Below are 13,821 nucleotides of genomic sequence, written 5' to 3' on the forward strand. Positions count from 1 at the left end.
GCACTGACGATGATCGATCCGCGCGCCCTCCGTACCTTCCATCAGGTCTGCCAGACCGGGTCGATCAGCGGAGCGGCGCGCAGCCTCAACATCTCCCAGCCTTCGGTTTCCGCCGCCATCGCGCAGCTGGAAACGAAGCTGGGAGCCCGGCTGTTCGAGCGCACCCGTGCCGGCATCGTGCTGACGCCGGAAGGCGAGGCGCTGGCCGCCCGCGCCCGCATGCTGGACCATCTGCTGCGCGATGCGCAAAGCGATGTCACCGCCGCGCAAAAGGGCCTTGGCGCGCCCTTGCGGGTGGGCGGCACGCCGGGCGCGCTGGTCAGCCTGCTGCCGCGCGCTCTGGCGCTGATGGAGGTGCATCAGCCGCGCCTCACGCTCAATGTGCTGGAACGCCCCGACCGCGACCTGCTGGCCATGCTGCGCGATGGCGAGATCGATCTGGCCTTCGTCACCACCGCCATAGAGGCCCCGCCCCCGGATATCGAGGAACGCACGCTGGACCGCGATCCCTTCGCCCTGATCGTGGGCAAGGCCAACAACAGCCTGCCCGACCGCTTTTCGCTGAAAGACGCCACCCGCCTGCGCTGGGTGCTGCCCGAAGCACAGGGGGCCTTTCGCCGTCAGGTTGACGCGCTGTTTCTGGCGGCGGGCGCGCCGGTGCCCTCCGATGCCATCCGCTGCGATTCCCTGCTGACCACCAAGGCCATTGTGCGCGGCGGCACACGTGTCACCATTCTGCCAAGGCAAGTGGCGGCGGCAGAGCTTTCGATCGGCGTGCTGCGCGCCATTGCGGTGGAAGAGGCCGGGTTCGAGCGCTCGATCGGCGCGCGCTGGCTGAAAGAGCGCCCGCTGCCACCGCTGGCAGCCATGCTGATCGCGCAGCTTTCGGCCTGATCCACAGGCCCATCCATAGTTATAAACTATGCATACCCTAAAAACGCATATTTTACCTGATGCGAAATTCGCGGCAGAACCGGCATCAAGATAAGGCGCCCTCACCCAAAGGCGCCGCAGCAGACCAGTCCTTGGGAGAGGCTTTGTGAGCACCCTTTTTCACAACATCCGCGTCTTTGACGGCACCCCCAATCCGGCCCGCGAAGGCAGCGTGCTGGTGCAGGGCAACAGCATCGCCAAGGTCGTTTATACCCCCGAAACCATCGACGCCAGCGAGGCCGACACCCTGATCGACGGTCAGGGCGGCACGCTGATGCCCGGCATGGTCGAGGCGCATACCCATCTCACCTGGGCCTCCAGCGTCGAGAAGATCTACCACCAGTTCATCCTGCCGCCCGAGGAGCTGGAGGTCGCCGCCACGCGCAATGCCCGCGTGCTGCTCGATCACGGCTTCACCAGCGCCTATTCCGCCGGCGCTCTGGGCGATGGCATCGAGGCCCGCCTCAACCCGAAGATTCTGGCCGGTGAAACACCCGGCCCCCGCCTGATCCCCTCCACGCTGGAGCGCAGCCCCGATGGCGACGACACCGGCGATGTCTTCAACGGTCGCGGGCCCGAGGCGATGCGCGCCTTTGTGAAATATTGCGCCGATCAGGGTCTGGGCTCGATCAAGCTGGTGATTTCGGGCGAAAGCGCCCTCAAGCCCGGCAGCCATGGCGAAGTCCTCTACACCGAAGAGGAAATGGACGCCGCGCGCGAAGCCACCCGCGAACACGGCCTGTGGATCGCCTGCCACGCCTACACCGATGCTGCGGTCGAATTGGCCCTGCGCGCCGGAGCCCGCATCATCTACCACGGCAGCTACATCAGCGACGCGATGGTGGAAAAGCTGGCCGCCCATAAGGACGAGATTTTCTATGGCCCCGGCTGCGGCGTCTCTGTCGCCGCGCTGGAAGCCAGCCCGCCGCCGCATATCGACATGAGTTCGATGAAGAACTCCGCTGCCGAGCGCATGGAGCTGGAAGGCGTGCTGGTCCCCAAGATGAAGGCTGCCGGTCTGCGCATCCTGATCGGCGGTGATTATGGCTTCCCCTTCAACCCCAATGGCCGCAACGCCCGCGATCTTGCGCATTTCGTGCAGTATTTCGGCTTCTCTCCGGTGGAGGCGCTCAACGCCGCCACCGCGCTGGGCGGCGAGTTGATGGGCCTGAAGGTCGGTCAGGTGAAGGAAGGCTATCTGGCCGACCTGCTGCTGGTCGATGGCGATCCCACACAGGATGTCGCCATCCTTCAGGACAGCAACCGCCTCATCGCCATCATGAAGGATGGCCAGTTCCACAAGGCCCCTGCCGAGGCCGCCGTGGCCTAAAACACCAAGCACCAGGGCCGGGCGCCGGGAGCAGGCGCCCGCCAACAGGGATATGAACATGTTTGACGTGGCAATCATTGGCTGCGGGCCTGTCGGCGCGCTGGCGGCGAACCTGCTTGGCCGCGAGGGGCTGAGCGTGGTGGCGCTGGAAAAGGAGCTGGCGCATTACCCGCTGCCGCGCGCGGTGCATCTGGATCACGAGATGATGCGGCTGTTCCAGTCGGCAGGCGTGATCGACCGGGTGCTGGGTGATATGGCCGATACGGACGGGCATCTGCATGTCGGCGCTGCGGCTCAGGTGATCCGCTATATGGGCACGGTGGGCATGGCGCGGCCCTTCGGCTGGTCCAACGATTACTTCTTCTATCAGCCCGAGCTGGAAGCCCATCTGCGCGAGGGTTTTGCGGGGATGCGCAATGTTGCGCTGAAGTTGGGCGCAGCGTTCACCGGCCTGACTCAGGAGGATGGCGCGGTCCACATCGCCTATACGCAGGATGGCAAGGACCAGACCCTGTCGGCCCGCTGGGTGATCGCCTGTGACGGTTCGCGCAGCCCGGTGCGCAAGGCCTTGGGCGTGGCGCTGGACGATCTGGATTTCGAGGAACCATGGCTGGTGGTCGATGCCGAGGTGGAAGGGCCCGTCAGCTTCCCCGCGATCAGCGGCGTGCCTGCTCAGGCCGATCTGCAGCGCCTCTCGGTGATGATGTGCGATCCCAAGCGCCCCGCCACGGTGGTGCCCGGTCGCGGCAACCACCGCCGCTGGGAGTTCATGCTGCTGCCCGGCGAGGACGACACCGCCATGATGCAGCCCGAGGCCGTCTCGGCGCTGGTCGAGCCATGGATGCAGGGTGTGCCGCATAAGGTCGTGCGCGCCGCCACCTATCGCTTCCACGGGCTGGTCGCGCACAAATGGCAGGTCGGGAATGTGTTTCTGGCGGGCGATGCCGCGCATCAGACCCCGCCCTTCTTCGGGCAGGGCATGTGCCATGGTCTGCGCGATGTCGCCAATCTGGCATGGAAGATGGTGGCCATCGCCAGGGATGGCGCCGACGCCGCCATCCTCGACACCTATCAGCCCGAGCGCGATCCGCATGTGCGCGGCGTGATCGGCGCGGCGGTGAATGCCGGGCGCTATATCTGCCAGCTCGATCCGGTGCTGGCAGCGCAGCGCGATACGGAGATGGCCCAGCGCGCCGCTTCGGCCACCAAGGAAACCGCCGCCGATCTGATCCCCGCGATCTCGACCGGCCTCATCGCCGAAGGCACCCCCAGCGCGGGCGAGCGCTTTATCCAGCCCGTGCTGGCCGATGGCAGCAAGCTGGACGATGTGACCGGCGATGGCTGGCGTCTCTTTGCTCAGGGTGCCGCGCCGGTGGCGGGCATCAATGTGGTGGATCTCGCCACGCTGAATGACAAGGGCGCCATCACCAACTGGCTGGCTGCCCGCAGCACCCCTGCCGTGCTGGTGCGCCCCGATCACTATGTCTTCGGCACCGGCACCGCCGAAAGCCTGATTGCCCGGCGCGCCGCCCTGCTGGGCCTCACCATGGAGAAAGCCGCATGAGCGCCCTCACCCTTGCCACAGCTCAGGCGATGATCGCCGGGGCGCTGGCCGATGCCCGCGCGCAAAGCCTCAAGCCGCTGGCCGTCATCGTGCTGGATGCGGGCGGTCACCCCATCGCCTTCGCGCGTGAGGATGGCGCCAGCTTTGCCCGGCTCGATATCGCCCGCGCCAAGGCCGCAGGCGCTCTGGCCATGGATGCCGACACTTCGGTGCTGGCCGAACGCGCCAAGGGCAATCCCGTATTCTTCCAGAGCGTTAGCGTTGTGCTGGATGGGCGTATCGCCTTCTCGCCCGGCGGCGTGCTGGTGAAGAGCGAAGGGCAGATCGTGGGTGCCGTGGGGATCAGCGGCGACACGGGTGAAAATGACGAAGTGGCGGCCAAGGCGGGCATTGCCGCCGCCGGATTTTAAGGACCAAGCCCATGATGAAACTTCGCAGCATCGAACTGGCCCTGCCCGGCGCGGCTCAGGCCCATCAGTGGATGATCGACATCTGGGGCTGCGCCGATGGCGGCCAGCAGGATGGCACCTTCTATCTGCGCGGCAGCGGCACCTTCCCCTATCTGGTGGCCTTCACCGAAAGCCCCGAGCGTTTCGTGCGCTCCACCACCTTCATCTGCTCGCAGGACCGGCTTGAGCAGATCGCGCAGGTCGCCGCCGAAAAGGGCCTCAACGCAGCCCCCACCATCAGCCGCGATCCGGGCGGCGGGGCGGGTCTGGTGGTCGAACTGGCCGAGGGCGAGTTGCTGCGCTTCCTCGTCGGCGCCACAGAGGTCGAGCCTCTGGCCAGCCACCCCGCCTATGCCCTGCGCGATGTGCCAGTGAAGCTGACCCATGTGGTCTTCAACGCCGCCGATGCAGAGGCCAGCGGGGATCTGGTGGAAGAGGTGCTGGGCTTCCGCGTTTCGGACCGCACCAAGGGCATGGTCTTCGTGCGCTGCAACGATGCGCATCACTCCACCGCCTTTGCCCGCGCCGGTTTCTCCAGCCTCAACCATATCGCCTTCGAGATGGAGGATCTGGACGCGGTGATGCGCGGCATCGGCCGCATGCGCGACCACAAGTTCGCCCCGGCATGGGGTCCGGGCCGCCATGGTCCGGGCGACAATGTCTATGCCTATTACATCGCGCCGTTTGGCCCGGTGATCGAATACTCCACCCCGGTCAACAAGGTGGACGAGACCTATCCCACCGGCGCGCCCGATGACTGGACTTGGCCGGAAAACCGCATCGACCAGTGGGGCATCTCCGACAAGGATTTTGCCGGCCTGCGCAGCGCCGAGGAGGCCTTCCGCTTCCGCCGCGAATGGGAGCCGGCCCCGATCCTCTCCGCCTGATCGCACCATCACAGAAAGACCCGAACCCATGCGTTACATCAGCTTCCGCCGCCCCGATGGCACTCCCTCCTATGGCCGTCTTGAAGGCGAGACCGTGATCGATCTGGCCAGCGCCGCCACGCCCGATCTGAAGGCCGCCATCGCTCAGGATGCGCTGGGCGCGCTGACCGATGGCGCCAGCTATGCGCTGCAGGATGTCGTGCTGCTGCCGCTCATCCCCAACCCCGAGAAAATCCTCTGCGTGGGCCTGAACTATGCCAGCCACGTCAAGGAAACCGGGCGCGAGCAGAAGGAGCATCCCGCCATCTTCCAGCGCTGGAACGATACGCTGATCGCCGATGGCCAGCCGATGGTCCGCCCGCCCGAAAGCATCCGCTTCGACTATGAGGGCGAGCTGGCCATCATCATCGGCAAGCCGGGCCGTCGCATCGCGCCGGAAAACGCCTGGGACCATATCGCGGGCTATGCCGCCTTTAACGACGGCAGCGTGCGCGATTGGCAGCGCCACAACATCCAGTTCACGCCGGGCAAGAACTGGCCCGCCACCGGCGCTTTCGGCCCCGCGCTGGTCACCCCCGACGAGATCGAGGATCTGGGCGCCATTCGCGTGCAGACCCGCCTCAACGGCGAGCTGGTGCAGGATCAGCCGGTCTCCGACATGATCTGGGATATCCCGACCGTCATCGCCTATTGCTCCACCTTCACCCAGCTCAACCCCGGCGATGTGATCGCCACCGGCACGCCGGGCGGCGTGGGCGACAAGCGCACCCCCGCCCTCTACATGAAGGCCGGCGACACGGTGGAAGTCTCCTGCGGCACCATCGGCACGATCACCAACCGCATCATCGACGAAATCTGACCCGGCACGGGGGCGCCGCCGGGTGGCGCCCCGACGCCGATCAACAACAAGAACCCAAAGGGAGAGACCCAATGATCACCATCAAGCATGCCGCCATGCTGTCGGGCGTCGCGCTGAGCGCGCTGAGCCTGCCCGCCATGGCCCAGACCGCCGCCCCGCAGGCCGCAGACGCCCCCAGCCCGAACGAGATCGTCGTGACCGCCCAGCGCCGCGCCGAAAGCGTGACCAAGGTTCCCATCTCGATCACCGTGGCCGATGGCGCCCAGCTGGAGCGCCAGCAGGTCAACACCATCAACGATCTCAACCGCATCGCCCCCTCGCTGGAAATTCAGGCCGCTCCGGGCCAGAACACCGGCGGCGGCGGCGCGATCCGCGGCATCGGCACCCAGACCTTCTCGGCGGGCGCGGTGGCGTCGGTCGGCGTGGTGGTCGATCAGGTCAGCCAGGGCAATGCCAACATCTCCAACCTGTTCGACGTGGCGCGCGTGGAAGTGCTCAAGGGTCCGCAGGGCACGCTGTTCGGCCTGACCACCTCGGCCGGCGTCATCAACATCACCACCAACAAGCCCGAATTCGACAAGATCAGCGGCCGTGTGCGCACCGAACTGTCGAATGCCGGCACGGCTGGCTCCGGCTCGGGCAATCAGGTGGTGCAGGGCGTGATCAACGTGCCGCTGGCCAGCAACATGGCCGTGCGCGTCTCGGCCTTCACCAACCTGCTGCAGGGCCCCGATTACAACACCGCCACCAGCAAATATGCCCGCACCGACACATGGGGCCTGCGCGGCCGCCTGCGCTGGGAGCCCACCGATCGCCTCTCGGTCAACATCGCGGGTGATTACAGCGACACGCGCGTCGCCGATGGCGGCAATTTCATCACCTTCGTCAAGGCCGCCAGCGGCTATGTCGCCAATCTGGCGAGCTGCGGCGTGACCGCTGCCGAGGGCAACCGCAACTTCTGCACCACCAATCACTATGTCGACCACCAGTACACCGGCGGCGGCTCTTTGCAGCTGGATTATCAGGCCGATCCCTTCACGGTGACCTCGGTCACCTCTTACCGCAAGAGCCTGGAATCGGGCGAAGGCGCCGCGCATGACGTGTTCCGCATCGATCCGCTCAGCCTGCATGTGATCAATCAGGGCGTGCATCGTCCGCTCAACCTGTTCACGCAGGAGCTGCGCGTCGCCAACTCCGGCAGCCATCTGATCGACTACACCGCCGGCCTGTTCTATTCGAGCCAGGTCCAGAGCCGCGATTCCGAAGCGCTGACGGTCAATGCCGAAGTGGCGCCCAATTTCTACTTCCCGGTCGTCAACTCCGGGACCGGGGCCTTCCATGTATCCGACACCTCGATGGCACTTTTCGCCCAGACCACGATCCATGCCGCCGAAAAGCTGCGGCTGATCGCGGGCGGGCGCTACACCTGGGACGGGTTGAAGCTCGACACTTTCGCCGGGCCGATCACCGGCACCGCCAACAGCCATGCCGGGCTGGATGTGAACAACTTCTCGTGGAAGCTGGGCGGCCAGTATGATCTGGCGCGCAAGACGATGGTCTATGCCACGGTGGCACGCGGCTTCAAGGGCGGGCAGATCACCACGCCGGTCGCCGCATCGCCCTATGTGGTGCAGCCTGAAATCCCCACCTCCTACGAACTGGGCCTGAAGAGCACGATCCTGGGCGGCTGGGTGCTGGATGCCGACCTGTTCTATGAAAAGATCAAGAACTTCCAGGCGCAGAGCTGCATCACCGTCAATTCGGCGATCTCCTGCACCACCAGCAACATCAATGGCGTGAAGTCGCGCGGCGCCGAAATCGACCTCTATGGCAAGGTGACGAAGAACCTGTCGCTGAACACCGGCTTTATCTGGGCCAAGGCGACCTATCCCAAGGGCTATATCGGCACCGATGGCGTCAACATCGGCGACACGCAGCTGGCCTATGCGCCCGAATACAAGTTCACCCTTTCGGGCGAATACACCCACCGTCTGACCGACAGCGTCAACGGCTTCTTCGCGGCGGACACCGTGTGGAAATCGCGGGTGCGCTATGAGGCCAATGCGATTTCGGATTCGACCTTCCGCCCGCACTGGACCGTGGGTGGCCGCGTGGGTGTGCGCACCGCCAACGATCGCCTGACCGCCGCCATCTTCGTGCGCAACCTGTTCAACGTGCATGAGCCGGTGCTGATGCAGAGCGGCTATCCCGACAGCGGTTCGGCCAATGTCGGCGCGCTGTATGGGCCGCAGTCCTTCCGCACGGTGGGCCTGTCGCTCGACGGCAAATTCTGATGAAACGGGGGCGGAGGGCTTGAAGCGCTCCGCCCCTTTTGCTGAACGACAGGATGCCGAGCCATGAGCCAGCGTGACATTGCCAAAGCCATCACCGCGATGGGCACCGGGCTTGGCCCGGATGTGCTGACCGCCTGCCGCGCCCTGTTCGATGCGGAACAGCGCGCCGGAGAGGTTCCCCCCAGCGCCCGCGATATCGCCTATGGGCCGCATGAAAGGCACAGGCTGGACTTCTATGGGGCGCGAGACGAGGTTTTGAAGCCCGTGCTGCTCTTCGTCCATGGCGGCGGCTTCGTGCTGGGTGACAAGGGCGAGAAGGAGCCCGGCGACTGGCCCAATGCCGCTGTCGGCATGATGGCCGCAAAGCTGGGCATGGTGGGGGCGGTGATGAATTATCGCCTTGCCCCCGATCATCTCTGGCCTGCGGGCAGCGAGGATGTGGGTGCTGCCGTCGACTGGCTGCGCGCCCATGCTGCGCAGCATGGCGGCGATCCGGAGCGGATCGTGCTGCTGGGCACCTCGGCGGGGGCGGTGCATGTCGCGGGCTTTTTGCGGCTGCGCGGCGATCATGCCGATCTGGTTCGGGGGGCGGTGCTGCTCTCCGGGCTTTATGGCTACACCCCGCTCGATCCCAAGGATGAGCGTTACTATGGCGCGCCCGAAACCTATGCCGGGAAGATGCCGCGTGAGGCGGTGGCCGCCACCACCCTGCCGCTGCTGCTGGCCTGCGCCCAGTTCGACCCGCCGCGCTTTCAGGCCGAATTCCTGGGGCTGATGACCGAGCGGCTGGAGCGCCATGCCGCCATGCCGCGCTCGGTCACGCTTTCGGGCCACAATCACTACACCATGGCGATGCATCTGGGCACGGCGGACCGCCGTCTGGCCGATGAGATCGCCGGTTTTGTTGAGGATATCACATGATCGACCCCCAGATTTCCAGGCGCACCCTGATCGCCGGTGCCGCTGCTCTGGCCGCCACGCCCGCCTTTGCGGCCACCGCCAAAGTCACCACCGGCAAGGCGTTCCCCAAGGGCTTCCTGTGGGGCGCCGCCACGGCGGGTCACCAGATCGAGGGCAACAACACCAATTCCGACCAATGGCTGCTGGAAAACGTCCAGCCCACCATCACCGGCGCGCCCTCGGGCGATGCGGTGAACAGCTTCGATCTGTGGCGCGACGATCTCGATCTGGTGAAGAGCATCGGCCTCAACGCCTTCCGCTTCAGTCTGGAATGGGCGCGCATCGAACCCGAGCCCGGCATGTTCTCCCGCGCCATGCTGGACCATTACAAGGCGATCATCGATGGCTGCCATGCGCGCGGCATCGCGCCGGTGGTGACCTTCAACCATTACACCACGCCGCGCTGGTTCGCGGCGCAGGGTGGCTGGCTGCATCCGCAGGCCGCCGATCTCTTCACCCGCTTCTGCGACCATGCGGCCAAGCATCTGGCAGGCGGCATGGCGGTTGCGCTGACGCTCAACGAGCCCAATCTGCCGCGTCTGCTGCCCTTTGTGCTGCCGCCGCAGTTCATCGGCGGGCTGCGCGCCAATCTGGCGGCAGCGGCCAAGGCGGCGGGCGTGCCGCGCTATGTGGTGGCCAACACCGTGCTGCCCGAGGATGTGCCCGCGCTGACCGCCGCGATGATCAAGGGCCACCATGCAGCCCGCGATGCCATCAAGGCGGTGCGCCCCGATCTGCCGGTGGGCTTCAGCCTGTCCATTGCCGACGATCAGGCGGTGGGCGAAGGCTCCATCCGCGACAAGATGCGCGGCGAACTCTACGGCGCATGGCTGGAAGTGGCGCGCAGCGACGATTTCGTGGCGATCCAGAACTATGAGCGCATCCTGTGGGGCAAGGACGGGCGCCTGCCCGCGCCCGAGGGCTCGGTGCGCAATTTCCGGGGCGCGGAGGTCTATGCCCCCTCGCTGGCGGGCGCGGCGCGCTATGCCCATCAGGCCACCGGCAAGCCGGTGCTGATCACCGAGCATGGCGTGGGCACCAATGATGACACCATCCGCGCCAATCTGATCCGCGATGGGTTGCGCGATCTGCGTCAGGCCATGGCCGAGGGGCTGCCGGTGCAGGGCTATATCCACTGGACGCTGATGGACAATTACGAGTGGGGCACCGGCGTTGGCGAGGCCAATTTCGGTCTGGCCAGTGTCGATCGCACCAGCTTCAAGCGCACCCCCAAGCCGAGCGCCGCCGTGCTGGGCACCATCGCGCGCAACAATTCCCTTTAAGACTGTCATGGGGGGCGGGAGGCACAGATCCTCTCGCCCCCATGTCTCTTTGGCGCCGTGTGATCGCGCCTGTGTGACGGCCATGGCGACTCGATGCGCCAAAGGCTCACATGATGAACATATATTTCACCATGAGATCTTGTTATAAGCGCCAGGCGAAGGCCGTTTCACGCCTTTGCCTGGCGCCATGCTGCGCCGCCAGAATTCCCATAAAAATCTGAAAATAAGTCATTAAATCGCGCCAGACATCATGTTTGAGCGCGTCTTTTTGCGCGTCATCTTTCCATCGCCACCGCCTGCCTCTCGCGATGCCCTGTGCTCTTGCCAACCTCCATCCGGCTTGATAGAAGTTCACAAATAGAATGTTAGTCTCATATATTGATACATCAAGATGAGGCATATTAGGGGATGGGACTGAAAGAATGAGACTGGGAACACTTGTCCGCAGCACAGGCGCATCGTCGATGGCCATGGGGATCGCGCTGCTGTGCCACGCCCCCGCTTTCGCGCAATCCGCCCCGCCGCCCGCCCCTCAGGACCAGACGACCGTCTCCGACAAGGACATCATGGTCACCGGCATCCGCCAGAGCCTGGCCAATGCGCTCAACGCCAAGCGCAGCTCCGATCAGGTGATCGACGCCATCTCCGCCGAGGACGTGGGCAAATTCCCCGACAAGAATGTGGGTGAAGCCCTGCAACGCGTGACCGGCGTGCAGATCGGCCGCGCGGGCGGCGAAGGCTCCTCGGTCTCGATCCGCGGCGTCGATCCGGGTCTGGTGCGCGTTGAGGTCAACGGCCAGTCGATGCTCTCGACCTTCGCCGCCCCCGCCAGCGGCGCGGCGACCAATCCCGCCGTCGAATTCCGCGACATTCCCGCCGAATTCATCAGCCGCCTCGAAGTCGTCAAATCCGCCACCGCCGATATGACCGAGGGCGGTCTGGGCGGCACGGTGCGGATCATCACCCGCCGCCCCTTCGATTCCAAAAAGGACTATCTGGCCGGTTCCGTGCAGGGCGTTTACGGCACCACCGCCGGCAAGGTGGACCCCAAGGCCTCGATCATTGCCAGCCATCTTTTCGCGCATGATACGCTGGGCGTGCTGGTCTCGGGCACCTATGAAAAGCGCAGCATGTGGTACGATCAGGCCAAGACCACCGGCTGGCGCCAGATGAAAACCTCCACCACCGCCACCTGCACCGCCGCCGTGCAGAGCGGCTGCGTCGATCTCAACGGCGACGGCACGGGCGATTTCTACCCCGATATTCCGCGCTATGCGATGTATCGCGAAAGCACCGAACGCTATGCTTTCAACAGCATCATCGAATGGCGCCCGGTCGACAATTTCAAGCTCTATCTGGACACGACCTACACCCGCGGCCGCCAGACCGAGAACGACCAGTTCATGCAGATCACCACCTCATCTGCCCTGAGCGCAACCTCTTCGCTCGGCAGTGACACCGCTATCAATGCCGGCAATGCGGCCAGCAACGTCACCTTTCTACAGCCGGCCACCAGCAATCCCAACAGCGCCAGCGGCCTTGGCGTGACCTATCGCAACGTGCTGGGCACCATCGACCGCCAGACCTTCACCGGCGTGCTGGGCACCGAATGGCACCCCACCCCGCGCCTGACCCTGAAAGCGCGCGGCGGCTATTCCTGGGCCCGCGCCTTCAACGATGAAATCGACGTGGTCGGCAGCCAGTTCGGCCTCACTTCGGTAGGCGTGAATTACAACAATCCCTCGGGCGCGCCCAACATCACCATTTCGGGCGATCCCACCAATCCATCGGGCATCAACAACTTCCAGATCCAGCACAAGCCGCTGATCAACCGCCAGACCGAAAAGAACTTCCAGTTCGACGGCCAATACGATGTCGGCGGCATTCTGCAAAACATCAAATTCGGCGTGCAGCGCCGCCTGCTGGGGCAGAACGCGATCTATCACGACGCCACCATCACCTATGACGGCTATGGCACCACAGCCGGCACGGGCGATATCAAGACCCGCAGCTATGTGACCGGATCGGGCGTCGACAACATCACCTCCACCGCCAGCAATGCGGCGATCCTCTCGCAGATCCAGTCTTTCGTCAGCCATTACGATCTGGGCGATCACAACTTCTTCAGCACCGGCAATCTGGGCTTTTCGCCTTACGCGCGCTGGATGAACATGGGCATGGCCGTGGCCAATGCGGCGGGTATTCCCGATGCCACCGTCGCGTCGAGCTGGGTGCCGGGCAGCACCTATGATGTGAAGCTTAAGAACTGGGCCGGATACCTCTCCAGCAAGTGGCAATTGCGTCCCTTCGGCCATGATCTGGATATTGTGGCCGGCGTGCGCGTGGTCAATATGAAGACCGTCTCCTCGGGCTACAACATCAACACGGTGGCGGGCACCTTCGCCCCGGTGACCTATTACGGCAGCAACACCTATGCCCTGCCCAGCGGCAATCTGCGTTACGATCTGATCCACAACAAGCTGATCCTGCGCGCCACCGCCACCAAGGTTGCCGCGCAGCCGGATCTGTCGAAGGTGGCGCCATCAATGTCGCTGAACACCACCTCGCTGACGGGCTCGGTGGGCAATCCCAACCTGAAACCCTACACCGGCCAGCAGTATGACCTTGGCGCGGAATGGTACCTCTCCAAGCTGAACTATCTCTCGGCCACGCTGTGGCGCAAGGACATCACCGGCTTCCCGCAGAAGATCGCGACGACGCAAAGCTACTTCGGGCAGGACTATGTGATGACGACCTACGTCAACAGCCCCGCCCCGGTGCATATCACGGGCTTTGAGGCCGGTTCGCAATTCGCCTTCAGCTTCCTGCCGGGCAAGCTGAAGAACATGGGCATGCTGGCCAATTACACTTACGCCAAGGACAGCGGCTATTCGGTGACCGGCTATTATTCGGGCGCCAAGCTGGGCTTCCCGGGCCTGTCTCACCACACCGTCAACGGCTCGATCTATTATGAGGACAGCAAGCTGTCGGCGCGCATCTCGTACAACTGGCGCTCGCGCTACAACATCGGCCCGGATCGCGACAATCTCAACGCTTTTGGCGAAGCCTTCGGCCAGTGGGACGGATCGTTCAGCTACAAGTTCAACGATCATGTCAGCGTGTTCCTTGAAGGCGTGAACCTGTTCAACGCCCAGCGCAAGGAGGATGAGGAAAGCCTCTATCGCGTCAGCACGGTGGAAACCTATGGCCGCCGCATCTACTTCGGCGTGCGCGGCAAGATGTGATCGCGAGGACGGGAGGA

At 64.6% G+C, this 13,821-nt stretch carries 11 protein-coding genes; 10 read left to right on the forward strand and 1 reads right to left on the reverse strand.

Annotated features, from left to right (window positions below; genetic code table 11):
* Positions 1–9 precede the first annotated feature (9 nt).
* The 9 genes from HGK27_RS13320 (at position 10) to HGK27_RS13360 (ending at position 10,559) form a co-directional block, all read left to right on the forward strand.
* Positions 10–894, forward strand: a complete 885-nt coding sequence (locus HGK27_RS13320) for a LysR family transcriptional regulator (RefSeq protein ID WP_206241164.1) — start codon at positions 10–12, stop codon at positions 892–894.
* Between the two features lie 145 nt (positions 895–1,039).
* Positions 1,040–2,263 carry an amidohydrolase family protein gene (locus HGK27_RS13325; protein ID WP_206241165.1) on the forward strand — a complete coding sequence of 408 codons (1,224 nt, stop codon included), beginning with the start codon at positions 1,040–1,042 and terminating at the stop codon, positions 2,261–2,263.
* A 58-nt stretch (positions 2,264–2,321) separates the two neighbouring features.
* Positions 2,322–3,827 carry a bifunctional 3-(3-hydroxy-phenyl)propionate/3-hydroxycinnamic acid hydroxylase gene (locus HGK27_RS13330; protein WP_206241167.1) on the forward strand — a complete coding sequence of 502 codons (1,506 nt, stop codon included), beginning with the start codon at positions 2,322–2,324 and terminating at the stop codon, positions 3,825–3,827.
* Complete coding sequence (locus HGK27_RS13335) at positions 3,824–4,237, forward strand: GlcG/HbpS family heme-binding protein (protein WP_206241169.1); 414 nt, start codon at positions 3,824–3,826, stop codon at positions 4,235–4,237. Before HGK27_RS13330 ends, HGK27_RS13335 begins: the two co-directional genes overlap by 4 nt.
* A gap of 14 nt (positions 4,238–4,251) precedes the next feature.
* Positions 4,252–5,163, forward strand: a complete 912-nt coding sequence (locus HGK27_RS13340; protein ID WP_206243170.1) for a VOC family protein — start codon at positions 4,252–4,254, stop codon at positions 5,161–5,163.
* Positions 5,164–5,191: 28 nt separating this feature from the next.
* Positions 5,192–6,022, forward strand: a complete 831-nt coding sequence (locus tag HGK27_RS13345; protein ID WP_206241171.1) for a fumarylacetoacetate hydrolase family protein — start codon at positions 5,192–5,194, stop codon at positions 6,020–6,022.
* Between the two features lie 71 nt (positions 6,023–6,093).
* Positions 6,094–8,316: a TonB-dependent receptor gene (locus tag HGK27_RS13350; RefSeq protein ID WP_206241172.1), complete on the forward strand. Its 2,223-nt coding sequence runs from the start codon at positions 6,094–6,096 to the stop codon at positions 8,314–8,316.
* Between the two features lie 63 nt (positions 8,317–8,379).
* Entirely contained in the window at positions 8,380–9,237 is an 858-nt protein-coding gene (locus tag HGK27_RS13355; protein ID WP_206241173.1) for an alpha/beta hydrolase, read from the forward strand.
* Positions 9,234–10,559, forward strand: a complete 1,326-nt coding sequence (locus tag HGK27_RS13360; protein ID WP_206241174.1) for a family 1 glycosylhydrolase — start codon at positions 9,234–9,236, stop codon at positions 10,557–10,559. The genes HGK27_RS13355 and HGK27_RS13360 overlap by 4 nt, the downstream gene beginning before the upstream one ends.
* A gap of 142 nt (positions 10,560–10,701) precedes the next feature.
* Here HGK27_RS13360 and HGK27_RS13365 read toward each other — a convergent pair whose 3' ends face one another.
* The gene (locus HGK27_RS13365; protein WP_206241175.1) at positions 10,702–11,031 is read right to left on the reverse strand and encodes a hypothetical protein; all 330 of its coding nucleotides are present in this window, start codon (positions 11,029–11,031) and stop codon (positions 10,702–10,704) included.
* On the opposite strand from HGK27_RS13365, the gene HGK27_RS13370 reads away from it, so the two are divergent.
* Positions 11,024–13,804, forward strand: a complete 2,781-nt coding sequence (locus tag HGK27_RS13370) for a TonB-dependent receptor (RefSeq protein ID WP_206241176.1) — start codon at positions 11,024–11,026, stop codon at positions 13,802–13,804. The two genes, HGK27_RS13365 and HGK27_RS13370, sit on opposite strands and share 8 nt — an antisense overlap.
* Positions 13,805–13,821: the final 17 nt, after the last annotated feature.

Source organism: Novosphingobium terrae (assembly GCF_017163935.1).
Taxonomy (GTDB): domain Bacteria; phylum Pseudomonadota; class Alphaproteobacteria; order Sphingomonadales; family Sphingomonadaceae; genus Novosphingobium; species Novosphingobium terrae.